Genomic DNA, 21,431 nt, shown 5'->3' with positions numbered 1-21,431 from the left:
TATTTGGAATAATAACTAGCCAAACCAAAGTACGAACAAAATACGAAAAGAAAGTTCAACTTTGCGATTGATTTGTTCAATAATGTGATCAAAACTTAACCAACTTGATTAAGTTTGCAAACTAATTAGCGATAGTTAGTTTAGCGACTAATTAGCATATCAGTTTTTAGTTAGGGGATCATTATGTCTATTGAAAGAAAAGACATGCACAGAATCGATATAGTTGCAGCATTACATAAGAAAGGACTAACGCTAAAAGGCTTGTCTATAAAGGCAGGTCTTGCTGCTACAACGTTGTCTAACACCTTATCTCGTCCATGGCCTAAAGGTGAACGAATTATTGCTGACGCCTTAAACAAACACCCTAAAGAGATTTGGCCTAGTCGATACAGACAAAACAAGGCGGTGTGAGATGTGGGTTGATGTATCGCAATTATTGAATAGACCAGGCATGGCAGGCACACCTCAAGGTGTGAGATACAAGCTAAACCAACTAGGTGTTGTTCGAAAGCGTAAACGCCAAGGCTCTAAAGCCTTTGAGTACCATCTCGATTGCTTACCAGAAGAAACTCGTTTGCACCTCTTGCGTGACGTAGCTAAGCAGCAAACTCTACAAGCTGAAGACAGCCGCCATGTTCGTCAAGTTGTAACTCCTGATTCCGATGAACTATGACTTGAGTACGAAGAAGCTACCGAAAGCAAGAAAGCTTCAACCAAGCAGCGCTATGAATTGTGTATGCGAGTTAAAGCGTATGTTGAATCTGGTATTAGCATGCGTAAATCAATGAAGCGCGTGGCGGAAGAGTCTGGAAGAACCTATTCCAAAATTGTGAGCTGGTTTTACAACATCCCAGGATTGCAAACCAACAAGATCCCTGTGGAAGATTGGTTGCCGGCACTTCTTGATAGAATTGGCTCTCACGGTAAACGTACCGCCCCCTTATCACAGGAAGCTTGGTCCATGTTTCAGGCCGATTATTTGCGACCTGAACAGCCCACCATAACCGAATGTTATAACCGCATGGGTATAGCCGCTAAGCGTAAAGATTGGAGTGTGCCCTGCCTCTCCACAATCCGAGAGCGCGTGAATACCGATATTCCTTATGAGCTTCAAGTGTATTGCCGAGGTGGTTTATTTGCAGCCAAGCAAACATTAGTCCCTGCGCAGCGTCGCACACGGGTCGGTATGCATGCTATGCAGCGCGTATCGGGTGATGGTCATGAGTTTCGTCTTCGCTGTCACCTGGAAGATGGCACGGTGCTTCGTCCTACCGTTTGGGTGTTCCAAGATGTCTATAGCTCCATGATTGTGGGCTACGCCATCGATATTACAGAGAACACTGAGATGTTAGGCATTGCTCTTTTCAACATGGTTTCAAAGTTTGGTATCCCTGAAATGTTCGACCTTGACCGAGGCTCCGTGGCGTTAAGTGAAGCAATGACAGGGCGAACCTCACGCCCTAAAGCAACGGGCAAAGGCAAGTTAGAGCATAAGAAGTTTGATAACGCTGAGATTGAAGGCGCGATTACGGCTCTAGGCTCAAAAGTAAACTGGACTCGCGTTGAAGATGACAACGTAGGCCGTAAAGGTAACGCGCGAGCTAAACCTGTTGAGCGTTTGTTCCACTCTAAAGGTGGTATCGGTCAGTTTGAGCGCCATCCAGCTTTTGCAGGGGCCTACGCAGGTGAATCAGCCACCAGCAAACCCGCGAACTACGGTGAAGCCAAAGTACCTGTTGAGTTAGTGGTTGAGCTATTTGCCGAGTGGGTGACCGATTGGAATAGCCTGGAAGGCCGTCGTAGTGAAATGGCACGCGGCATTCACAGCTATAAGCAAGTGTTTGAGCAAAGTTACACCCAAATACAAGTACGTAAACCCACCGCAACACAGTTGCGCCTGTGTCTGCACCGGACACGAAAAAGTGTGAAGGTTCATGGTGGCGGCCTCGTTGAATTAAACGCAGGGCGTTACAGCAAGCATTTATCGAATCGTTACCGCAGCCCACTGTTGTTCGAATACATCGGTCAAAGTGTTCATCTTCGCTTCAACCCTTATGACTTAACAGGCTGTGTGTATGCCTACAGTGAGCGTGGGGAGTTCATCGGTGAGGTTCCATTGTTTGCTGATGCGGCTTATGACGATTTAGGCGCGGCACGCCGTCAGAGTCTACACCAAAGTGAAGATATTAATCGAGCCGCGTGGTTAAAGGAGCAAATGGTCGGATTAACTAACGACGACCTTGCCCAGTTAACGCGCAGCAATGAGAAGCCCGAGCCATTGGGCGGTATGGTGCCGAGCCTTACTGAAATGACACCCGAGTTAGCAAGAGCGCCAGAGCAGCATCAAATGAACCCGAGTGAGTTTGAAGGCTTACTTGAGAAGAAAGCGGTGGGTGCGGATTTTGAACCCACTATGGATTTAGACGCATTAATGCAGCAGTACGGGAAAGCAAAATGAACCACATTATTCAACAAGTCCTTGCCGTGAAAGTCAGTGAAAATCTCAGTAATCGTAAGATTGCCAAAGAGTCTGATATTGGTGAAGGCATTCTAAGTAAGTTGCTTAATAACAAACCTTATACGGGCGACACCGAAACTCAGCTCCATAAACTTGAAACCTGGTTGAATACACGGTGTACCCAAGTTGAAGAGTTAGCAGAGACGTCACTTCAAGAGCCTGACTTTTTGATGCTGCCAACCTCGGAAACGATTTGGAAACTGATGGACTTGGCTCGCACGATGCGCCGCTGGTCGATGGTTTACGAAGGCTCAGGCATTGGTAAAACCGTCACCGCCGAAGAATATCAACGCAAACACAACAACGTCTGGATTGTCACTGCTTCAAACTTGTGTAAATCGGCGCGGGCCATCCTCTCTGAGCTTTGTGAGCGCATGAATATTAAGGCGTCCAACATGACAGTCTACCTCATGCAAAAAGCAATAGCGCAAGAACTAGATGGCTCAAACGGACTCATTATTATCGATGAAGCGCAATACCTTTCAGATGATGTATTGAATGGCTTACGCATCTTAGCTGAGCGCAAGTGCGGCGTGTTCCTTCTTGGCAATGATGTCGTGCGTACTCGTATGAGCGCGGCTCGCTCTCAAGTCAACATGAACCCGATTTGGAGCCGAATGATACGTCCAACCTGCATAAAGGTAACGTCAAATGGTGACATCAAAAGCTACATGCAGGCTTGGGGTATTCAAGACCAAGAGTTGTTTAAAGCGGCCTACGCCATTGTGCCGAAAACCACAGGGCAACTCAGAACACTCGCAGACATGATTATGTTAGCCAGTTCGTCAGCATCCCGAAACCATGAGCCGCTGACACCGAAGCACTTGGCCGCTGCTCACCACTACTTAAAAGAAAGCATAGGAGTGTAACCATGACACTGTTCCCCAACACCACCGAGACCGTAATGGCCTTGTTGACTAAGCACCAGCCCTGCACGTGTAAGGTTCTTTGGCAACAACAAGTTGGACGTGACCGCCTTGCGCTCACCACCATTAAGAACCTGTTGATGCGTTTAAAAGCACATGGCGCAGTTACGGTTGGTGGGCAAGAAGGGAATGCATACCTCTATCAACTGACAGGGACCTCACCTTACTCCCCATGTCTTACTTGCCGAGGGAAGACTCTGAAATGGCACTTACACAATGGTCATTGTAAGCATTGCAGGCCCAAAAGAGGTAAAGGCAACAACCCCCAGCTGGATGCAGAGTTTCAATTTTTACTCTCTCCTGCTTACCAGTTATTAAACCAAGTTCTACGTCCTTGGGAGGCAATATGAGTCGCAGAGAAACGGATGAATTTTTTTGGTTGCGTGGCGGTCGAGTCGCCAGCCGTAAACCAAAAGGAAAAGGTGAATTTGTGATGAGTGATAGACCTTTATTAATTGTTGATGCCGACATGGCGAAATTCGATATCAACATGAACTGTCAAGGCATCGAGCGACACATGCAAGCCGTCAAGCTTAACCACAGCATTATTTATTGGGAGGCGTAATGGAACAACAATCCAATCAAGACATTAAGCTCGAAGTGATTGTTCGCTTTGAGCCAAACAACCAAAACGGGATCGGAGAGTTCTCTATCGTCGATTATCGAGCAGAAGCATTGACCCAAATAGGATCACACACAGCCATCACCGCTTACGGAGCAAAAGACACGGCTTACCAGGCCGTCGACCAATTTTTAAAACAACAGAACGAGCTTATTAAAGCTGACCATTTTGTAAAAAAAGGAGCACCACAATGAATAAAACGACTCAACAACCAGAAGTAAAGCCAACCCGCCCAGCAGCACCGGAAGGCTTTGTGTATAACGCGGAAGGCAACCTTATCGCACAGTGCAACATTCCCGCTCATGAGCTGCGTAAAGATGCGTTTGTCACCAGTTTGGTTAAGCAGGTAAAAACGCATCAAAAACACCTGCAAGCCTTCAAAGAGAACCTGGTAAAAGCCTTTGAAGAGTTTCGAATTGAAATGCTAGAGAGCTACGGTACTAAACTGCATACCCGTGGGAATGGCGATAACGTGGCGATGTTTAGTTTTGATGGTAAGTATAAGATCACTTACAAAACCGCCAAACTCAAAACCCTTGGCCCTGAGCATGATGCAGCTCGTCAGTTGGCGCGTGACTACTACAATAGCCAAAAAGACAAACTGCCGCATGATGTGTTAATCGCGGTTCAAGACTTCTTTGTGAACGATGCCTCTATTGCAAACACAATTAGCTTTATTGGCAAAGACTTCCAAGACGAAACATTGCGTAAGGCGCAGGAAGCAGCAAAAGAGTCACTGCTCATCATTGGTAGTAAGTCGTACTTCAACTTCTACGAACGCGATGATGAAGGCGAATATCAACAGGTTCACTTAAACTTCAGCAAGCTGTAAGGATGTCATCATGGATAAAGTGATTACTTTAATTGGGACTAGTGTCGATGATGCTAAAGGCTCACTGGAATGCATACTTGCTCGTGATCCTCAAGAGGCAAAAATATTAGCCCAGAAAGCATTAGACCGTCTAGGTAAGCCGAGTGTGAAATGTGGAAATATGACTCGTATCTCCATGCTCAGAACCATCGTCCGCAAGGCAGATAAACAGTTACTCGCAACGAGTAAATAAGCCCAATAACCAACCAATTAAATACAGGCAAGCGGCGCTCTACGCGATCCCGCTTTGGCTTCGCTTTGCCTGAATTTGGTGAATCCCGCCCATTAGCTTGCTTTCGTAAGCCCATTCTAGATAATTATTGGTTACTAACTTCGTCAAATTAGCAACCTATTAATAAATTGAAGCAGAGAAAACCTGAGTTACGTAGGGGAAGCGCGAGTTGTAAACTCGCGCTTATTAGGCAATTTGTGATTATACTGCGGTTTGGTGCAGAGTAAGTGAGGTTACGTAAAATTATCTATTTTGAAGCTGACAGACTATCCGTTAGCTCAATTTCTCTATCAGAAAATAAAACGACATCTTTTATCACTAGTTTCTTCACTATTGAAATATAAAGGCTCATGAAATCCATAGCCAACTTATCAGAATTGATCGTAGGTAGCTGTATCAGAAGCTCATCTGCATCTGAAGCATAGAAGTTCCTTGAGTAATCAAACTGTCCCGCATGTGAAGACTTATGTATCGCGGTAGTGGCAAACAAAACCACTAACTCTGGGAAGCTGTCGGAATGTATAACAGCAACATGGTCATCCGCGCCATACTCATAACTTCTATACTTAGAAGATCCAAACATATCTATAGTAATCGTATTACTTGAAAAGCGTTTAACGTCATTACCAATATATGCTGAAATACCCATACTTACCTCACCAGCCGTTACAAACGGTAAATCACCATTAATACGATCAGCTGACTTTAGTCGACGTCCTCTAGAAGCTTTTCCAAACAACTCATCTAATCGGTACTCTTTCCAATCGATGCCATATTTCGACTCTAGATTCTCAAGGTTATCTAACAGTTCCTGTTCTTCAGAGGTGAGGTGATAATCCTCTAACCCTGTCACTTTAAGATAAGCCTTGAGCGTGGCTACACGCTCTGCCTTGAGCGTGGCTACACGCTCTGCCTTGAGCGTACCGATGAATTGTTCCATGTAATCAATTGCGAGCATCTTCTCATCGTTGACTGGTAACTGAATTGTTAGTTCATCCGCATCAGAAGCATAAAAGTTTCTCGAATAATCAAATTGACCAGCATTAGCCGATTTATGAATTGCAGATGTTATAAATAAAACAGCTGACTCAGGAAGATCACTTGTACTAACTACGGCTACATGATCATCAGCTCCGTATGAGTAATTGCGATATTTAGCAGAACCAAACATGTCAATGGTGATGGTGTTTTTGGGGAAAATTGTCACATCATTACCAATATAGGCAGAGATGCCCATATTCGCTTCTCCCGCCGTAACAAAAGGAAGTTTTCCTCTAATGCGATCTGATGATTTTAACCGACGGCCTCTTGTAGACTTCCCAAACAGTTCTTCTAACTTAAATTCTTGCCACTCTATCCCCAAGTCTTTCTCTAGCTTGGTGAGTTTCTTCTGCATAGAGCGGCTATCTACTTTCCCAAAGAATCATCGGACTTGATAAGTTGCTCAACTTCCCAAGCTAGATAACCAGCGACGGTCTTTCGGAAGTCGTCAAAGGTTGGTTTGGTCTCTATTTTTTTATGCTGATCAAAGTTCCAATCTGAACCGCTTTGAGTAATAAAACTTTCCACATAGATATCATCAACATTCCATGCAGCTTCAAGCTTGGCATTCTTACCTGCCTTATAGAGTTTTATGAGATCTGCATATCGTTTACTTGGCTCATCCAGTTCTTGTAGTGCTCTACTTGTACGTTTGTAGCCATCACTTCTAAAGTCGATAAATTTCACAGTCTTGTCAAAGTCATGAGGCAAGTGAGCTTCAAAAATATAAATGCTCGTTTGTACTCCAGCCATTGGTTGGAATAAATCGACAGGCATTTTAATACTGGCAAGAAGAGAGTGTTTTTTTAGCAACTCTTTGTTCGTACTAATGGCCTTACCTGACCCCGCTGAATCTTGAATAATGATCGCCCCTAATCCACCTTTCTCCATTTTATCGAGACCAAAAGCAATAAAAGGCATTCCATTTTCTTTAAAGCTGAATGGGGGGTTTAGTAAGAGCTTGTTGGCATTAAAATCCGTATAAAGTTCCGCTGGACGATTAAAGGTATTTCCTTTTTCAATCTTCGCACTGCCATCTCCACGCAAGATCATATTCGTAGCTGCCAACGTAAACATTTCAGCGTTCAACTCAATCCCTAAAAGCTGCTCTTTTTTGATATGTTCGATTTGAGTATTTGCGGCTGTGGTTTGCTTTCCATGAGTGGTTTCAGCATCTTGAATCATTATCTCCATTGCTGAAATCAAAAAACCAGCCGACCCTGTCGCTAAGTCCATGACTTTACTGTTTTGATTAACGTTCAAGATAGTTGCCATCATTTTGGTAATGTAGGGGGGTGTTAAGACAATCCCAATCTCCTTACCATCCCCTAGCGCGTATTTCAGGAACTCTGAATACATCTCTCCCATAATATCGAGATGCCCAGCCATGGCATCAATCGACAAGAAGATATTGTGATAAATAAAGGTAAATATTTGCTTATTGGCACTGGATTCTTCCCTGAGCAACTTAGACACTTCTTTATCTAAATCAGTGGTTTCGTCACGTTGCGCATCTTTTGAAATTTCCGAATAACTCGCTAGCATCAAACGCTTTTTATCACTAGGAATTTCCCTTTCATCCAAAAAGCTTTCAATTTGATTAACAATACAAACCCCATCTAAAAATCGGGGCGACTGTAAACCTTTCAGATCATCAGGAACAAGGCCATCTTTAACTTTAGCATTAGTCGTATCAACCACATCTTGCATAGACAACAACATTCCTGACACATACAGAACGCGTTGAGGAGCAGTGACATTGTGATTGTGCATAAGCTTATTGAGGGCTTTGGCATACTTTTGTAACGCTGCTTGGGAATTAATTAAAATGTCATGCTTTTCTTCATCCGTAAGAATCGCATCATCATATAAGGCATTAAAAGTCTGCTCATTCTCTAAAAAATCAAGGGTTGTGACACTATTCAATAATTTGTGCGCTTTTTCGCCTGAGCCATAGACATAGTACACTTTGACTTCTAAATTTTTTTCAGAGTCGCCAGCAATACCTATCGCAATTGCTTCATGATATTGACCTGAGGCGATCATGCCTGTGGCGTAATACAAAGCCCCATTTACGGCAAAGTTTGCAACCGATTTATCATCAAACTTAATACCTTCTTTGGTCTGGCTAAGTAACTTTTTACTGCCTAGCTTATTTTCCATCACCACAGGGATTTTGTATTTCGTCAGACTAAAATCAGGTTTACCGAAGTTGGTCTTATTCACCGTTTTCGCTCGACCCTTTAGAGCTTCTTTTAAGTAATCGGGGATTGCCGATTCCGTATAGAAATCGACTTGATTCTTTAGTTTTAGTGCGTGAAATTGAGACTTAACCCAATCATTTACGTGCTCTTCAAGTTGAAATTGAGGCTTTGATTTACGTACCATTTATCGCTTCTTTAATATAAAAATATCATTTCGGACGATGATAACCTATGTAGAGAGGGGAATCCCAATATTTAATCATGTTAGCCGCCCACATTCTGAATGACTTTAAGTAGGAAAATCTAGTATTAACAAGATGTGTGTGAGTTTTATTATTAGATGATAAAAGGATAGAAAACCTTATCTAAATCATCGCCTCGTGTGGCTTTCTTGCACCTGTCTTTAAGTTTTTCTTACAAACGCTTCCAGATGCATAAACTATGAACAATAACTTATTGTGAGTGAGTAACGTTTATGGTCATGTCTTCCGCTCGTATCGGGCGACCTAAAGTCGATAACCCAAAATCTCAAGCCGATAGAACCCGCGACAGTCGTATGCGCAGCAAGGCACTAGGTCGAGTCGAACGTAAGTTCATCCTCGATGCCGACAGTGCGGATTTGTTCGATACGCTGCGCCAAGACGCAGGCTTCTCCACTAAAGAAAAATCCGAGTTCTTTGCGGCTTTGCTGCTTCGTGTCGCCAACAAGAATTGGCTCGGCAAACCTTTCACCTTACCCATTGAGGAGGCGCTATGAAAATAAAGATAAATCGTCATGCTTACTATGGTTTGGTGCATAAAGGTGTGAAAGCGCTGTTGAATGACCGTATGGGGTTTTATGATGACGATGAGTATCGTAACTACTTAGGCATTCAAACGGGCCAGACAAGCTGCAAAGACTTGAGTGATGATACGTTGCGTGAGCTGGTCGCAGAGTTAAAACGTCAAGGCTATTTGGAAGACTCTGCCAAGTTTAAAAAGCGCCTGGGAGGCAGCTCGTCTCGCCAGCCATCCAACTTACAATGGGCAAAGTTAGCGGCATTGGCTAAATCTATGGGCTGGCAAGGGTTGGATGACCCCGCACTGGACAGCTTTGTGAAACGCACGGTAAAAGTCGAACGCGCTCGTTGGCTCACTAGTGACACGATACGTGCCGTGATTGTGGGACTGGAACGCTGGGAGGCATCATGTCGAGGCGAGTAAAGTTTCGGGCCGAGCCTCGCTATGAGGTGTTAAACCCTCGGACCCAAGAAGAGCTCGAGGCGCTCTTACTGGAGATGTATCCCGATAACCGCATCGCGGCAAGCGAGTTTCAAGCCGCGCTCAATCCCATTGATAAAGCTATCATCAAAAGTGATCTAGGTATCCGTAACTGGTACACCCCTAAAGAGCTGGCCGAGTACCTATGGAGAAGGAGTAATTATCATGCCATCGAAACCGATCCGTATGCTTCCAGCCTATGAGGTATTTAATAGCTGCACTCGCACCCAGCGTAACCACGTGCGAGATGGCTATTTCTTTGCCTCTAAACTGCAAACCTGGTTTGTGTTCGTAAAGGACAAAGGTGAAATCGCCAATGGCAAACCAGAGGAGCAGCTCAGTCTGTTTGGGTAGTGGGCAATGATTGAAGAGTTTGAATGGCGCTTGCATCGAGTTTGGAGCAAGCGTCATTTTTATTGGTGTAACCGTAGAATGTTCGATTGCGCTCTATCTTACAGGCGCACAATCGAAAGTACGTAAGCCAGGCAGCATCACGGCTGGCTGCTTCGCCATAAGTCAGCGGCTTTTGGTCAAACGGCTGCTCACACTCCACCAAGTCACCCACCGGTGGCGATTGGATAATATCTTGGTATTCATACTGAGTGACAATCTTAGTATCCTGACACCCAGCCAACAGGGTAAGCGATAGGCTCAGCGCTGCATATTTCATATTCAAGCTCCTTTTCCAATTGTTCGACGCGTGTTTTTAGCCGGTGTCGAGCATAGCGTTCTCGAGTCGACGTCTCATCCGCGACTTGCTGCGCCTCACGCCTTTGGGTGGTTAACATCGTGATGCGCTCAGCCAATAAATGATTAGTGGTTTCCTGGCTGGTAATGGTTTCACCTAGCATTTGGTTACTGGCCTTTAGCTCACTGGTGTAGTGGAAGAGCTTGTAGTTCACCAGTAAGCTCACGATGAGTATGGCGCCGCCTAACCAAAAAACCGTGCGTTTGAGCTGGCCTAGAACGCCCATGTTATTGCCATCCGTTCAAACAAATCGCCATCTCTTTATCTCGCCGCTTGGGGATACCTTCGCAGCCACTGCCTTCTATGCGGCAGTCTTTCTTATTAACATAGACCCAACGCGGATATTGCAAGCAGGCTCCGCGATGGTCTCCTTGATTAAAGGTCTTGAGCAAGGTCGAACGAGCAAAGTTGCCCGCGCCGAGGTTGAACACAAAACTCACCATCATGTCGTATTCCGCTTGGCTCGGCGTTTGTGTGAGATGTTTTTTCACCACGCTCTCAGCACTGGCCACGTCCTTGACAAAGGCGTGGGCGATTTGCTCATTCGTTGCCATGTCACCTTGCTTCACCCCTTGAGTATGCCCAAGACCGAGAGTCCAAGTATTGGCGCTGCATTGGTAGGCTTGAGCGCGGCAACCTTCTTCATTCGCAATATGACGCAGACCAGGCTCACTGACACTCAAGGCGTCGTCGATGTTAAACACGATGGCCAATACGGCGGTGATGGAGCACACTAAGGCTTTCGTTGCTTTCGCTTTCAGGCTCATGAGGTTTCCTCCGACTCCATCACGCTGTCATCACCGGTTTGTAAGCGAGCCAGCTTGGCTTTATTGAGTTGGGTCGCCACCGCATAATGGCGAATGGCCATACAACCCGACACAATGCCCACCGTGATAGCAACGAGTTGCGCAATATCATTGACGCCAAAGCTCACAACCGTGGCCATCACGGACGTACCCACTTTCTTTAAGCCCGCTAAATCCGTGAGAGACATCAAGATGGCTTTCATTCCCGTTTCACTCATTGGCTTTTCTCTCTCTTATTATTGTTATTCAAAGGTTTGTTGGCTGCTTTCAGTGATGACCTCAAAGGTAACGGCCGTGAGGGTGATAAGCGGCCTTTGTTTTTGAGTCACTGGTTTCGTGTCAGCAATCACTTGGCCATTACTATCAGTCAGCGCCCCTTTCGCGAGATACACCCCTTCAATACGTTGAGCCAGCGACGTTAAGGCCGCAGGCACAATGTCGCGTCCGTGCTGCGTCTTCCACGTATTAACGACAGATTCAATATTCGTTTTTGCCGTCATTTGAATGGACTCCGCTAATGAGGCGTAGTCACTGAATATCTGCAGGTGAAAGCTCGCCGTTGCCGTGACATCCGTTGCGTCCACTACGCGCACCAAATCCCCCATCGGCACTCGCTTATCTCCTGAGCACTCTGACTTAATCAAATCCTTGATGGCTTGGTTGGGGAGAGAGCCATCTTGCAAAATCGCGCTTATCTCAATTTCATTCGGTGAGGGTGTCCATACCGACACGTTTTTAATCGACGAGCTGCTTGAACGAGCAAAATACTCATACGCCTCATAAGGCCCAGCCACACTGAATTTTGACGGTGAAATATAGATTCGATAGGCAAAATCATCATCATCCTCAATTTCAGAGCCGCCTTGTGTAGTCTCGGTATTGGTCACACTCTCAAGCGCATCCAGTGGCGTAACGGCTTGATTAATTTGTCCGGCTAAGAAGCCATTCCCCTGAAGGCCAGCGTCGATGCTCTCGACGTTGGCATTGATGCTTTGCGTGCCCGCACTGACCACCACCTCTTCCAATGTTTCAAACACGGTTTGGTTATCCACGGCAATCACTTGATAGCCCTTCGCAATGACAAAGCCAGTATGAGGGGTAAAGGTAAAGGCCATTACCGTACGGGCCTTTGAGGCGGGCAACCGTTCGGTTTCAGTGAGCAGTCCAAGGTTGTCTAAACGCTCTTTTTCTGCAAACGGCAGCAAGTTCTGTTTGCTTTCATAGTTAATGAGCGCTTTGAGCTCGTTCTTCTCATACGCGATTTGCTCAAGATGAAACGTTTCTGGGTCGTTGATGCCAGGATAGTGCCCTGTGCCTAGTTGGTAACGCTGCTTGAGGCTGACAAGGTCGGCGTTATAGTTCACCTCGACCAGTTGCGGCTCTGGGATATTAGGGAATCGATTGGTCATATCAGTTCGCTCTTGCTAGTTGCGCGCTGGCGGTCCACGAACGTCCACTAATGGAGGTCGTCACGGTGGTGGGTTTCCAGCGGTTTGGCACGTTGCCAAAGTTTAAAAATTCAATCAAATGCGCGGTGGTTAACATGATATTGGTCACTGACATGCGTCCTTTCGCGCTTTGTTTCCCGTCTGCGCCGTTTTGTAAATAGGACTCGGCGTAAGCTCTGGCGTCTGCCATGGATTTCACGTTGTCGATGTTGTGCAGCATCTTCACTCGATCGCCCGTCGCGGTGGCATCCCCTGCACGATAGCTAAAAAGCTGCTGGGCTTGCTGGTCATAACCATTGACTTCGACCGCTACGTACTTTGAACGAGCGCTATCGGGTAAATTGAGAGCGGTGAGAATGTCTCGGTTTAAGGTGTCAATTTGAATCACGTCGTCTTTAAAGTTGCCCATCACAAGGTTCTTGCCTTTGATGGCCATCGGCACACTGGTTTGCTCTGACAATCGAGTTAAGAATGCGGGGGTGGTTTCATCTCGCTGCTCAATGCGAGCAAATTGAAAGTCAGGCGTATCAGGCGCTTTGATAAACGATAGGCCGCTCTCTTTTGCCCAAGACTGTGCAACGCGCTCAAACGTGACATTCTCTTGTACCAAGCACTGCTGATTGTCGATAAAACCTCGCTTGATGGTGGGCGGTTTGGCGTTTGCACCGACCATCACATCATCAGGCCCAATCTTGAAGGACACTTCATCAATACTGAACTCTCCCCACAACCACTCGTGACGCTGACCGCTTTCATCTAACCAGCCAATGCCTGGCGTTAAGGTGTCCCCTTTGGTGGGATACCAGGCCTGACAAAAACGGCGGTCTTTGTTAAACAAAGTGAGAGACAAGGTATCTGTACCGGTTTGTTTGCTTTCCATCACATCGGTATAGGTCATGGACTTGACATAGCGACTGAGCTCAGCGGTCACATCCTTTCCCGCCCAGTGCAAAATGGCGAATGGACGGATAAGCCCTGTTGCGGTTATGCCCATGGTGGCGTCTCCACTGTGACTGTGTTCACCACTTTCACCGCAGGGATGTTGACGATTTCCCCTCCGCTAAAGGTAAAGCTGGTCATGGCTCGGGTCAGCTCAAGGTTGGCATCAAATAGCGCATCGACTAAGGTTTGATTGGTGACGCTATAGGCGCGATAACAAATCTGCTCCCAGCGCTCGCTCTGGCGTGCAATTAAGGTGTTCACGAACGCACTTCCACGATGTCGATTTGGTAATTGACACTGGTGATAACGCCAGAGGGCAAGGTTTCAATGTGAGTACGATTGATTTTACGAATGCAGAACTGCCCATACACCTCTGAGCCCACGACCAAAGCGCGAGGCACACCGTTTTCGCCCATTAATTCGAGCTGCTTGGTCATCTTCGTGATGTCGACAAAGTAATTATTGAAAGTCAGCTCCAGTGAAGCGGTGTGCTCATCTTCCCCCATATTCTGGTGCGCGGGATAACCGTTAATGAGATCTTGTTTGTTGATCTTAAAAGTGCGCGAGTCGCTGATTTTGTTTGGCGTGAAGCGCCCCTTAAAAACTAAGTCACCAAAGCCGCCCCATTGGGAGTAGTTCGTTGTTTGCTCTGTCATCTATGGTTCCTCATCACTGATGGTGTGACTCTCACCTGTGAGAATGCTCTTGGCGGTAATTTCAGTCACATTAGGGTTGGTAAAGTGTTTGTGTACCGTGAGCGCTAATGTGGCTTGCCAATCTTCGCGCCAGGTAAAGAGATCATCTTTGGGGTCAAAGTCATCGTTTTGTTTTGGCTCACTCCAACCGGATGATAGTTTGCGAGCGTCGGACATCTCCGCATCGCCCACGACCGTCAGGCTCTCACCGAATTCACCAAAGCCAACAGGCAAGTCTTCGCCAATGTCTTTTAAAACAATCAGATCATGGGTGAGATAATCAGTCATGCTCAGGTTGAGTTGTATCTGTTGGCTAGATAAGAAGCATTGCGTGTTCCCGCCGCTGACTCTGGCTGAAATCACCACATCAAGGAGCATTTCATAAGCCGCGAACGAGCCTTGTGTCGTCAGTGCCAGTCGATTCAACGCGCGGATACCATTGAACATCACGCGTACTTCTTTTCTGGCTACCGCATTGGAGGGCTCAACCACCGCCTGCATGCCAAGTGAGGTTTCCAGCGTTTTTTCTAATGTTCGTATCACTTTCATTGGATTGCTGCCTTTAACTGCTCTAATGCCATCTCTTGTTGTGCTTGCTGCTGCTCTGGGCTTAAGTACATGAACTCACGACTGGAGACTTTGACCTGTGGCGTTCGGATATACAGCACATAAAACACGCCTTTATCTGCGCCTTTGTTGTTTCGGTTGGCTTTGGTCTTCACCTTTTGACCAAAAGCCTTACCCCCCAAGGGTGCTCGTCCCATGATGGAATGAGGACGGTAGAAAATCTTCCAGCCTTGACGCTCTAATCCTTCCAAGGTTTTACGCACCCCATACACCTCGGAGCGTTTCTTTACCTGCTTGTTGACCGGTATGGCGAGCTGTTTGGCTTTCTTCGCTTTGATCACGCCGCCATTGTTAATCAGTGGCGCATGGGCTTTGTTGGTGCCTATGCGGTATTCCTCTTTGCCAGCCTTGTACGTCAATGAGGCGTAAGTTTCACCTGTATCAAACAGGGGTTTAGCCCCTGCGTTCTTGGTGTTTTTGGTCAGCGGAGCGTTGGGTTTAAACGTGCCGTTTTTCATGTTGTTGCGCACACACTGCAAACCAAAGGGAGCCAACGTCTCTGGCAGACCCTCAATCGCTTTGGTGGTGTTATGCAATGCATCAAGAAAACCTTTCATCGCTGATACGCTCCATTGAACGGTGTTTGAACCAGGCTTAAATTCTGCCTTTTATTTAGCGGCCATCTGCCGAACGGAAGTTAATCAACCCTTCGGGGGATAAGCTGCACGCTCACGAGAACAATAAGAAGGAAACCCCATGGCCCCACGCTCAAAGGTGGAATTGCACGGGCTGCTTGAGCGCGTCATTGAGATGTACACCGTGGACAAAATGAAGCTGGACGATATCGCGGAGGCGCTCAAAGAAGACGGCTTTGATATTTCACGTTCGTCAGTGCATCGTGTGCTTCGTAGTAATCAGGAGTTGATTGAAGAGCAGCGTCTGGTTCAAGAGCAGGCAGAGGTCTTTCTAAAGGAATTCAAAGACAGCCCCAACACCGATATCTCAGAGCTGAACTTACAAATCATGCAGCGCTACATGTTCAAAGTATTGCGTGAATTGGAGTTTGGTCCTGAGTCATTTAAAGATCCGAACAAGCTGGCCAACTTGTTAGCGCGACTATCGGATGCACAGGTGAACCTTGACCGATTGAAAGTTGAGTTTCGTAAAGGGGTCGATGCGGCAAAGGCCGAGTTTGAAAGTCAGCTTACCGATATACTCAAAGAGACGCGCCCCGAGCTCTTGCTTGAGTTGGTCAGCATCATTCAGAAAATTCGTGTCGACCAAAAAACGAAACGAGGCCGTCGATGAGCGGCCTCTTTGGTGGATTGTCCGATGCGGATTTAGAGAATATTCGAGACAGTGCGCATATCGCCGCTGAGGACAAATGCGCCACGAAGAAGACCCAATCCCAAGCGCGGCGTGATTTAGCCCGAAAAGAAAAAGAAGAAAAGGCGCGTCGAAAGCGCCGTGCCAAATCTAAACGTGACTTTGCATATTTCTGTCAGACCTATATGCCGGATGCGTTCACACTTGAGTTCAGTGAATACCAGCTCGCACTGACTCGCTTGGCCGCCAATCGAAATTTGAATCATCAAGACGAAGCGCTGTTCAAAGCGCTCATTGACCCGCGCGACCACGGTTTTATCAAACAGCCCCTTGCGCTTGAAAACGGCAAGCGTGGTCAGTATGAGGGCATTCTCGATATCGAACCACGCGATCACGGTAAAACCACCCGTAATACTCAGGCCATGCCTTTATGGCTGGCGCTTAATCATCCTGGTTCATTCATTGTGATTTGTGGTGCGTCTGCCGATAGCGCCAAAGAGATGATGGACGCCATCAAAGATGACTTAGAAGATAACGAACTGATTCTGGATGATTATGGAGAGCAGCGAGGTAACACCTGGACGAAACGCAAAATCAAACTGGCCAATGGCTCTTCCATCGTGGCGGTCGGTCGTGGGCAGCGGCTGCGTGGTATTAAAAACAAGTACCAACGTCCGACTCACATTATCTGTGATGACTTGCTCGATGACAAAGAGGTGGAATCGCCGGCACTGCGTCGTCAGGCGGAGCGCTGGTTTAAACGAGTTATTATGAATCTGGGCAAAGGGGCGCTGACCATCATCGCCAACACCATCATGCACCCAGACGATTTACCGTCACGTCTCCTTAAACAAATTGAAGATGGCCGTTTGCCTAACTGGTTGGGGCTGCGCTTCAGTGCCATTACCCCGTCAGGGCATTCCTTATTTCCAGCCCGTTGGAGTTTGCAAGAGTTAGACAATAAACGTATCGCGTCAGGCAGTGCTTGGTGGACGGAATGGATGAACCGTCCTATCGCCGATGAAGAGGCCGACTTTAAGGAAGAGTGGTTTGTCTACTTCAAACCTTATGAATTAGATCTTCGAGATTGCACCATTGGTATGGCGATTGACCCTGCTACGGGCCTTAAAAAAGGTGACTGGTCCTTTATTGCCGTGGTGGCTCGACACAAAATTACCATGGTGGATCATGTGTTGTTTGCCAAAGGCTGGAAAGAGTCTGACCTTAAGTTTGCCCAGCGCATTGTGGATGTCTTCCGGCAACACAGGCCGTCCTTTGTGATGTTCGAAACCGTTGCGTTCCAGAAGATTTACAAAAAAGAAGTGATGCGTTACGCCAAGAAGAAAGGCGTGCGCCTTCCGGTTCGAGAGTTCAAAGGGGGCAATAAGCAAGTGCGTATCAAGTCACTTTCTTCCCAAGTGGAGAACGGACTTATCCAATTCTTAGAGACTCAGACGTTGCTTCGTCAAATGTTCTTAGAGTTCCCTCGTGGCCATGATGACGGACCCGATGCAGTGGAGATGGCCATCAGTGGGTTCGAGTCTGGCTTTGTGGGCGGCGCAACATCACAAACGCCCAAATCAATCAGTAGCGCCGCGAAAGCGCTCTCACGCTTTGGTGGTGGTGCTTTGCGACGAATGATGCGTTAGGAGTCTCTATGTTCAACAAACTCGCAGACATTAAAACCAAACTCAGCGATGTACTCTCTATGCTGCGCAAGCTGGTGTGCATTGGCAAGGTGAGTAAGGTGGATGCCGAGCTAAGGCGCGTAAAGGTGACTTTCCCTGGTCTACGTTACCCTGAGTCAGATTGGTTGCCTGTGCTGGGCTTTCGTAGTAAGAACGTGAGCATTTCGTGCAACCTTGAGCCTGGTGAGCAAGTGCTGTGTCTGTTCATTCCTAGCGGTTCAATGATGTCTGGTTTTGTGCTTGGCTCGATGGCGAACAAATCAGCAAAGCCCTATATCGCGAATGTTGATAAGTTTGGTGTCCGGTTTAAAGACGGCACACTTTTGGAATATGACCAAAGTAGCGCAACGGGCGTATTAAAAATTAAAGGTAACGAACCTGCTCTCATCGTAAACGAGTCCGGTGTAACCATTGATAGCCCTAAATACACCGTCAATGCACCGACCATTTTACTCAATGGTCAAACCCATATTACCAAAGCGCTGACGGGGGATATGACAGCAACATTTACCGGACTCGTCGGGGCCGCAGGATATGGTAGTACAACGGGGGGTGCAGCCGTGATGAACAGCGGTGCCACCATGAAAGGCTCGGTGACCATCAATGGTGTCACAGTCGCCGTGATTAGCCATAAACACAATGACGCAGAAGGCAGACCAACGTCCACCGCAAACCAATAAATGACAAAACGCCCTCAGAGCGATTCTGAGGGCGCTTAATTTCTATCGGGTGTGAATGTTCAAATAATTTTATTCAAACTCATTCAAACCGGATTTCAAACGAATTCAAACGGGGTACGCATGACCTACTCACTCAAATTTGCAGGAAGCGGACGAAACACCGATTTGGTGGCCGATATCAAGCAGTCACTTTTTATGATTGTGTACACCGGCAAAGGCGAACGGATTTATATGCCGGATTACGCAGCGGATGCATTGGAGTACATTGATAAGCCTCAATGGGAAGTGCAAGGATTGAAAGTGTCCATTGCTGAATCGGTGGCTAAGTATGAGCCTCGAGTCAAACTCGACAGTATTGTGGTCACTCAAACCGATTTGCCACAGGGCATTATTGGCATTAAGCTTTCTTGCCAAATCCTCGCCACGGGGCAAAGTGACGTGTTCGATTTTACTAACGCTTAAGCCTGCCGAACGGAAATTATCCTCCAATAATCTCAGATACTGACTCCACTGATGAACAGGAGACAGTATCCATGGCCGAATTACTTCACGGCATCCGAACCATCGAATCGCTCACAGGTCCCATTTCGGTCATCGAAGTGTCGTCCAGTGTGATTGGTGTGTTTGGCACCTCTGAGTTGGCAGAGCCATTAAAGCTCTACCACACCACCAATTACGATGACGCGAAGAAGGCCTTCGGTGAAGGCTCGCTCGCCAATGCCATTCGTCGCGTTCACCACTATGTACCAAGCAACTCCATTCTATCAATCCCTTTAGGTAAGGACAGCGACTTCCCTGACGTTGAAACGCCAGCGGTCTCTGGCGTCACGATGAGCACATCCAGTGTCTCTATTTATATTGATGATGGCGCAAGCTTACCTGTCACGATTTTAAACCCTCACACTTGTCGCATTGCGTACAGCTCGGACAATGATCTCATTGCGACAGTGGATGCTAATACGGGCGTGGTAACGCCTGTGAAAGCCGGTATTGCTAACATCACCGCCTTGGTCACCTTTAATGATGGTGAGAATGACGTAGATGAGGCCCATGTCTATGGCGTGACGGTCGCACAAACCAATCCAAACGCAGGCAAGACCATGAGTCCAGCGACGCTGGGTGATTCTGTTGCGACAGCGTTCTTAGGCGCAGACTCTCAGCCGAACGCGTTAACCAATACGTATGAGCAAACTGCTGTTTGGTCGATTGATGATGAAGCCATTGCCTTGGTTGATAGTAGTGATGGCACGATCACACCACTTTCAGAAGGTCAAACGGTGGTCGCCGTGAAGCTCGCACCCAAGAGCAACGTCAGCTACACCAATGACAACGATATGACCATTAATGTGGGGGATGTTGCTGGCATTGAGCTCACTTATGTACTGACCGTTTCCCGTGTCACCGATGCGCTGTTGGCTAAATTCATGGAAGCGCTACCGTTACTGCGTAAAGCGAAACAGAGCTACGGCTTTTCATCCAAAATCAACATGGCTCCAGGCATCTTACACAAAGATGGCGCAATGGGGCTCGCCGTGGGCGCGGTCAGCACTATCCGCGGCATTTGGGTAGGAGATATGCCGGAGCATATTTCAACACCCACTGAGGCGTACGCTTGGAAGCAAAAGTACACCTCACAACGAGCGTATGTCGGCTGGCCACGTCCCAAAGTGTTAGATGAAGACGGAGCAACGGTGGTCGATTGGTACGCGCCAAGTTTGTGTGGCCTCATTGCTCAGGTAGACCGCAACCAAACCGAGCAGAACATTGTGCCGGAAACCGGTTACTGGTGCTCCCCATCCAACTATGTCATGGCCGACGTGATAGGCCCCTCCATTGATCTTGACTACATCCCAAGCGATCCATCGTGTGATGTGAACTACTTAAATGTGAACGGCATTACCACGCTGATGAATCATGGCGGTTGGAAGAACTTTGGTAACTACTCCACCGCGTTCCCAGCCAAGAGCGATTACCTGTCGTTTCTATCGGTGCGCCGAACGGCAGACATCATAGAGGAAAGCATTGAGGACGCTACACGTCAGTTTTTAGACTTTCCGATGTTCACCAGCCCAACGGATATTGCCAATACGACCTGTGGCCGCGTGAAAGATACGGTGAACGATTATCTTCGTTCGAAAGAAGGCACCGCGTTGGTGTACAGCAATGTGTCAATTGATGCCGGTGACAACCCGCTCACCAATCTGATGCAAGGCAAAATTAAGTACCGCTATCGAATGACACCGCCTGTGCCTATGCAGAGTGTGGAATTTGAAGCTGAAATTTACGTTGAAGGGCTAGAAAGCGCCTTTAACAAACTGATTGCATGAGGTAAGTCATGGCAGAGAAAAGTGTGGTCTGGCGTGACCAGATGGCGTTCATTAATGAAACCCAATACGTCGGACGCGTAAAAAGCGCAAGCAGCGACCTACAGCGCAAGATGGCCACGGTGGGCGGCTTAGGTGGTTTGGGTGATGTCGAAGTGCCAACCGGCAAGTACGAAGCCCCAACGGCAACAGTGGAGTTTCAATCGGTGGCGCTTGGCGACGTGGCTCAACTCACCAATAACGATGGGTGGATCAAGCTGCGCCTCACCGGACAAGTACGCATGCTGGATTCCGAAACAGGGACCAAGATCATTGATGCGGGAATTACCCGTATTCATGGGTTTGTGAAAAACCCTCCGGTGCCTGGTTATAACGATGAAGGCTCGCCGTACACCGCCAACATTGCTGTGCATTTTATTGAGATCAGCAATACCTCTGGACGCGTATTTATGCTCGACATGCAAACCGGTGCGAAATACCCGCCGGATGCACCAGGGCAATTTGGTATCACCGTGACCTTGTAAGGAGTCGAT

The 21,431-nt window shown here is 47.3% G+C and carries 29 protein-coding genes; 18 read left to right on the top strand and 11 right to left on the bottom strand.

The features are described from left to right. Window positions 1-183: 183 nt before the first annotated feature. The 9 genes from ACED28_RS00310 to ACED28_RS00270 all read left to right on the top strand — a co-directional run bounded on the left by ACED28_RS00310 (window position 184) and on the right by ACED28_RS00270 (window position 5,130). Entirely contained in the window at window positions 184-411 is a 228-nt protein-coding gene (locus ACED28_RS00310) for a helix-turn-helix transcriptional regulator (RefSeq protein ID WP_048615410.1), read from the top strand. Between the two features lies 1 nt (window position 412). Continuing rightward, window positions 413-673, top strand: coding sequence for a DNA-binding protein (locus ACED28_RS00305; RefSeq protein ID WP_371709038.1), 261 nt, complete (start codon window positions 413-415; stop codon window positions 671-673). A gap of 63 nt (window positions 674-736) precedes the next feature. Beyond that, on the top strand, window positions 737-2,458 hold the full coding sequence (locus ACED28_RS00300) for a transposase domain-containing protein (protein WP_371709037.1): 1,722 nt from the start codon (window positions 737-739) through the stop codon (window positions 2,456-2,458). Continuing rightward, window positions 2,455-3,387 (top strand): AAA family ATPase, encoded by a 933-nt coding sequence (locus ACED28_RS00295; RefSeq protein ID WP_136984519.1) that lies wholly within the window; start codon window positions 2,455-2,457, stop codon window positions 3,385-3,387. The genes ACED28_RS00300 and ACED28_RS00295 overlap by 4 nt, the downstream gene beginning before the upstream one ends. Window positions 3,388-3,389: 2 nt before the next feature. After that, the gene (locus tag ACED28_RS00290; protein ID WP_371709036.1) at window positions 3,390-3,794 is read left to right on the top strand and encodes a BlaI/MecI/CopY family transcriptional regulator; all 405 of its coding nucleotides are present in this window, start codon (window positions 3,390-3,392) and stop codon (window positions 3,792-3,794) included. After that, window positions 3,791-4,009: a hypothetical protein gene (locus tag ACED28_RS00285; protein ID WP_371709035.1), complete on the top strand. Its 219-nt coding sequence runs from the start codon at window positions 3,791-3,793 to the stop codon at window positions 4,007-4,009. The genes ACED28_RS00290 and ACED28_RS00285 overlap by 4 nt, the downstream gene beginning before the upstream one ends. Next, window positions 4,009-4,260: a hypothetical protein gene (locus ACED28_RS00280; RefSeq protein ID WP_371709034.1), complete on the top strand. Its 252-nt coding sequence runs from the start codon at window positions 4,009-4,011 to the stop codon at window positions 4,258-4,260. Before ACED28_RS00285 ends, ACED28_RS00280 begins: the two co-directional genes overlap by 1 nt. Further along, window positions 4,257-4,898, top strand: a complete 642-nt coding sequence (locus ACED28_RS00275; RefSeq protein WP_132715487.1) for a DUF3164 family protein — start codon at window positions 4,257-4,259, stop codon at window positions 4,896-4,898. Before ACED28_RS00280 ends, ACED28_RS00275 begins: the two co-directional genes overlap by 4 nt. 10 nt (window positions 4,899-4,908) lie before the next feature. Beyond that, complete coding sequence (locus ACED28_RS00270; protein WP_371709033.1) at window positions 4,909-5,130, top strand: hypothetical protein; 222 nt, start codon at window positions 4,909-4,911, stop codon at window positions 5,128-5,130. Window positions 5,131-5,416: 286 nt separating this feature from the next. Here the strand turns inward: ACED28_RS00270 and ACED28_RS00265 are convergent, their stop codons facing one another. Together ACED28_RS00265 and ACED28_RS00260 are read right to left on the bottom strand one after the other, a co-directional pair. Then, entirely contained in the window at window positions 5,417-6,565 is a 1,149-nt protein-coding gene (locus tag ACED28_RS00265; protein WP_371709032.1) for a restriction endonuclease subunit S, read from the bottom strand. An 11-nt stretch (window positions 6,566-6,576) separates the two neighbouring features. After that, window positions 6,577-8,598, bottom strand: coding sequence for a class I SAM-dependent DNA methyltransferase (locus ACED28_RS00260; protein WP_371709030.1), 2,022 nt, complete (start codon window positions 8,596-8,598; stop codon window positions 6,577-6,579). 291 nt (window positions 8,599-8,889) lie between these two features. Between ACED28_RS00260 and ACED28_RS00255 the strand changes: the two genes are divergently transcribed. The 3 genes from ACED28_RS00255 to ACED28_RS00245 all read left to right on the top strand — a co-directional run bounded on the left by ACED28_RS00255 (window position 8,890) and on the right by ACED28_RS00245 (window position 10,028). Continuing rightward, entirely contained in the window at window positions 8,890-9,171 is a 282-nt protein-coding gene (locus ACED28_RS00255; protein ID WP_064626329.1) for a hypothetical protein, read from the top strand. After that, on the top strand, window positions 9,168-9,617 hold the full coding sequence (locus ACED28_RS00250; RefSeq protein WP_371709029.1) for a regulatory protein GemA: 450 nt from the start codon (window positions 9,168-9,170) through the stop codon (window positions 9,615-9,617). The genes ACED28_RS00255 and ACED28_RS00250 overlap by 4 nt, the downstream gene beginning before the upstream one ends. 222 nt (window positions 9,618-9,839) lie before the next feature. Next, window positions 9,840-10,028, top strand: a complete 189-nt coding sequence (locus ACED28_RS00245) for a hypothetical protein (RefSeq protein WP_132715498.1) — start codon at window positions 9,840-9,842, stop codon at window positions 10,026-10,028. 257 nt (window positions 10,029-10,285) lie between these two features. Here the strand turns inward: ACED28_RS00245 and ACED28_RS00240 are convergent, their stop codons facing one another. Genes ACED28_RS00240 through ACED28_RS00200 form a run of 9 tightly spaced genes read right to left on the bottom strand, consistent with a single transcriptional unit; the run spans window position 10,286 to window position 15,497 of the window. Continuing rightward, window positions 10,286-10,648 carry a hypothetical protein gene (locus ACED28_RS00240; RefSeq protein ID WP_371709028.1) on the bottom strand — a complete coding sequence of 121 codons (363 nt, stop codon included), beginning with the start codon at window positions 10,646-10,648 and terminating at the stop codon, window positions 10,286-10,288. 1 nt (window position 10,649) lies between these two features. After that, window positions 10,650-11,189 carry a lysozyme gene (locus tag ACED28_RS00235; protein WP_371709027.1) on the bottom strand — a complete coding sequence of 180 codons (540 nt, stop codon included), beginning with the start codon at window positions 11,187-11,189 and terminating at the stop codon, window positions 10,650-10,652. After that, entirely contained in the window at window positions 11,186-11,446 is a 261-nt protein-coding gene (locus ACED28_RS00230) for a hypothetical protein (protein WP_371709026.1), read from the bottom strand. The genes ACED28_RS00235 and ACED28_RS00230 overlap by 4 nt, the downstream gene beginning before the upstream one ends. 24 nt (window positions 11,447-11,470) lie before the next feature. Next, window positions 11,471-12,637, bottom strand: coding sequence for a baseplate J/gp47 family protein (locus ACED28_RS00225; protein WP_371709025.1), 1,167 nt, complete (start codon window positions 12,635-12,637; stop codon window positions 11,471-11,473). 1 nt (window position 12,638) lies between these two features. Further along, window positions 12,639-13,670, bottom strand: a complete 1,032-nt coding sequence (locus tag ACED28_RS00220; RefSeq protein WP_371709024.1) for a phage late control D family protein — start codon at window positions 13,668-13,670, stop codon at window positions 12,639-12,641. Continuing rightward, window positions 13,661-13,879 carry a tail protein X gene (locus ACED28_RS00215; RefSeq protein ID WP_132982794.1) on the bottom strand — a complete coding sequence of 73 codons (219 nt, stop codon included), beginning with the start codon at window positions 13,877-13,879 and terminating at the stop codon, window positions 13,661-13,663. The genes ACED28_RS00220 and ACED28_RS00215 overlap by 10 nt, the downstream gene beginning before the upstream one ends. Then, on the bottom strand, window positions 13,876-14,274 hold the full coding sequence (locus ACED28_RS00210; protein ID WP_048615427.1) for a phage tail protein: 399 nt from the start codon (window positions 14,272-14,274) through the stop codon (window positions 13,876-13,878). Before ACED28_RS00210 ends, ACED28_RS00215 begins: the two co-directional genes overlap by 4 nt. Beyond that, entirely contained in the window at window positions 14,275-14,862 is a 588-nt protein-coding gene (locus ACED28_RS00205) for a hypothetical protein (RefSeq protein WP_371709023.1), read from the bottom strand. Then, complete coding sequence (locus tag ACED28_RS00200; protein WP_371709022.1) at window positions 14,859-15,497, bottom strand: hypothetical protein; 639 nt, start codon at window positions 15,495-15,497, stop codon at window positions 14,859-14,861. Before ACED28_RS00200 ends, ACED28_RS00205 begins: the two co-directional genes overlap by 4 nt. Before the next feature lie 139 nt (window positions 15,498-15,636). Here ACED28_RS00200 and ACED28_RS00195 point away from each other — a divergent pair, with 139 nt between their 5' ends. The 6 genes from ACED28_RS00195 (at window position 15,637) to ACED28_RS00170 (ending at window position 21,422) form a co-directional block, all read left to right on the top strand. Next, on the top strand, window positions 15,637-16,188 hold the full coding sequence (locus ACED28_RS00195; protein ID WP_048666296.1) for a phage protein Gp27 family protein: 552 nt from the start codon (window positions 15,637-15,639) through the stop codon (window positions 16,186-16,188). Next, entirely contained in the window at window positions 16,185-17,855 is a 1,671-nt protein-coding gene (gene terL / locus ACED28_RS00190) for a phage terminase large subunit (protein ID WP_371709021.1), read from the top strand. The genes ACED28_RS00195 and terL overlap by 4 nt, the downstream gene beginning before the upstream one ends. 8 nt (window positions 17,856-17,863) lie before the next feature. Then, on the top strand, window positions 17,864-18,574 hold the full coding sequence (locus ACED28_RS00185; protein WP_371709019.1) for a phage baseplate assembly protein V: 711 nt from the start codon (window positions 17,864-17,866) through the stop codon (window positions 18,572-18,574). A gap of 120 nt (window positions 18,575-18,694) precedes the next feature. Then, window positions 18,695-19,036: a GPW/gp25 family protein gene (locus ACED28_RS00180; RefSeq protein WP_048615433.1), complete on the top strand. Its 342-nt coding sequence runs from the start codon at window positions 18,695-18,697 to the stop codon at window positions 19,034-19,036. A 71-nt stretch (window positions 19,037-19,107) separates the two neighbouring features. Then, the gene (locus ACED28_RS00175; RefSeq protein ID WP_371709018.1) at window positions 19,108-20,901 is read left to right on the top strand and encodes an Ig-like domain-containing protein; all 1,794 of its coding nucleotides are present in this window, start codon (window positions 19,108-19,110) and stop codon (window positions 20,899-20,901) included. Between the two features lie 8 nt (window positions 20,902-20,909). After that, entirely contained in the window at window positions 20,910-21,422 is a 513-nt protein-coding gene (locus ACED28_RS00170; RefSeq protein ID WP_132715510.1) for a phage major tail tube protein, read from the top strand. The last annotated feature ends 9 nt before the right edge of the window (window positions 21,423-21,431 follow it).

The sequence above is a fragment of the Vibrio sp. 1F253 genome (genome assembly GCF_041439295.1).
In the GTDB taxonomy this organism is placed as follows: Bacteria; Pseudomonadota; Gammaproteobacteria; order Enterobacterales; family Vibrionaceae; genus Vibrio; species Vibrio tasmaniensis_A.
Note: the sequence above shows the minus strand (reverse complement) of the source record. Positions and strands in the feature narration are given on the sequence as shown.

Excerpts from the sequence above, each read along its gene's own strand:
- ACED28_RS00310 (WP_048615410.1), top strand. The coding sequence starts at position 184 with ATGTCTATTGAAAGAAAAGACATGCACAGAATCGATATAGTTGCAGCA.
- ACED28_RS00305 (WP_371709038.1), top strand. The coding sequence starts at position 413 with ATGTGGGTTGATGTATCGCAATTATTGAATAGACCAGGCATGGCAGGC.
- ACED28_RS00300 (WP_371709037.1), top strand. The coding sequence starts at position 737 with ATGCGAGTTAAAGCGTATGTTGAATCTGGTATTAGCATGCGTAAATCA.
- ACED28_RS00295 (WP_136984519.1), top strand. The coding sequence starts at position 2,455 with ATGAACCACATTATTCAACAAGTCCTTGCCGTGAAAGTCAGTGAAAAT.
- ACED28_RS00290 (WP_371709036.1), top strand. The coding sequence starts at position 3,390 with ATGACACTGTTCCCCAACACCACCGAGACCGTAATGGCCTTGTTGACT.
- ACED28_RS00285 (WP_371709035.1), top strand. The coding sequence starts at position 3,791 with ATGAGTCGCAGAGAAACGGATGAATTTTTTTGGTTGCGTGGCGGTCGA.
- ACED28_RS00280 (WP_371709034.1), top strand. The coding sequence starts at position 4,009 with ATGGAACAACAATCCAATCAAGACATTAAGCTCGAAGTGATTGTTCGC.
- ACED28_RS00275 (WP_132715487.1), top strand. The coding sequence starts at position 4,257 with ATGAATAAAACGACTCAACAACCAGAAGTAAAGCCAACCCGCCCAGCA.
- ACED28_RS00270 (WP_371709033.1), top strand. The coding sequence starts at position 4,909 with ATGGATAAAGTGATTACTTTAATTGGGACTAGTGTCGATGATGCTAAA.
- ACED28_RS00265 (WP_371709032.1), bottom strand. The coding sequence starts at position 6,565 with ATGCAGAAGAAACTCACCAAGCTAGAGAAAGACTTGGGGATAGAGTGG.
- ACED28_RS00260 (WP_371709030.1), bottom strand. The coding sequence starts at position 8,598 with ATGGTACGTAAATCAAAGCCTCAATTTCAACTTGAAGAGCACGTAAAT.
- ACED28_RS00255 (WP_064626329.1), top strand. The coding sequence starts at position 8,890 with ATGGTCATGTCTTCCGCTCGTATCGGGCGACCTAAAGTCGATAACCCA.
- ACED28_RS00250 (WP_371709029.1), top strand. The coding sequence starts at position 9,168 with ATGAAAATAAAGATAAATCGTCATGCTTACTATGGTTTGGTGCATAAA.
- ACED28_RS00245 (WP_132715498.1), top strand. The coding sequence starts at position 9,840 with ATGCCATCGAAACCGATCCGTATGCTTCCAGCCTATGAGGTATTTAAT.
- ACED28_RS00240 (WP_371709028.1), bottom strand. The coding sequence starts at position 10,648 with ATGGGCGTTCTAGGCCAGCTCAAACGCACGGTTTTTTGGTTAGGCGGC.
- ACED28_RS00235 (WP_371709027.1), bottom strand. The coding sequence starts at position 11,189 with ATGAGCCTGAAAGCGAAAGCAACGAAAGCCTTAGTGTGCTCCATCACC.
- ACED28_RS00230 (WP_371709026.1), bottom strand. The coding sequence starts at position 11,446 with ATGAGTGAAACGGGAATGAAAGCCATCTTGATGTCTCTCACGGATTTA.
- ACED28_RS00225 (WP_371709025.1), bottom strand. The coding sequence starts at position 12,637 with ATGACCAATCGATTCCCTAATATCCCAGAGCCGCAACTGGTCGAGGTG.
- ACED28_RS00220 (WP_371709024.1), bottom strand. The coding sequence starts at position 13,670 with ATGGGCATAACCGCAACAGGGCTTATCCGTCCATTCGCCATTTTGCAC.
- ACED28_RS00210 (WP_048615427.1), bottom strand. The coding sequence starts at position 14,274 with ATGACAGAGCAAACAACGAACTACTCCCAATGGGGCGGCTTTGGTGAC.
- ACED28_RS00205 (WP_371709023.1), bottom strand. The coding sequence starts at position 14,862 with ATGAAAGTGATACGAACATTAGAAAAAACGCTGGAAACCTCACTTGGC.
- ACED28_RS00200 (WP_371709022.1), bottom strand. The coding sequence starts at position 15,497 with ATGAAAGGTTTTCTTGATGCATTGCATAACACCACCAAAGCGATTGAG.
- ACED28_RS00195 (WP_048666296.1), top strand. The coding sequence starts at position 15,637 with ATGGCCCCACGCTCAAAGGTGGAATTGCACGGGCTGCTTGAGCGCGTC.
- terL (WP_371709021.1), top strand. The coding sequence starts at position 16,185 with ATGAGCGGCCTCTTTGGTGGATTGTCCGATGCGGATTTAGAGAATATT.
- ACED28_RS00185 (WP_371709019.1), top strand. The coding sequence starts at position 17,864 with ATGTTCAACAAACTCGCAGACATTAAAACCAAACTCAGCGATGTACTC.
- ACED28_RS00180 (WP_048615433.1), top strand. The coding sequence starts at position 18,695 with ATGACCTACTCACTCAAATTTGCAGGAAGCGGACGAAACACCGATTTG.
- ACED28_RS00175 (WP_371709018.1), top strand. The coding sequence starts at position 19,108 with ATGGCCGAATTACTTCACGGCATCCGAACCATCGAATCGCTCACAGGT.
- ACED28_RS00170 (WP_132715510.1), top strand. The coding sequence starts at position 20,910 with ATGGCAGAGAAAAGTGTGGTCTGGCGTGACCAGATGGCGTTCATTAAT.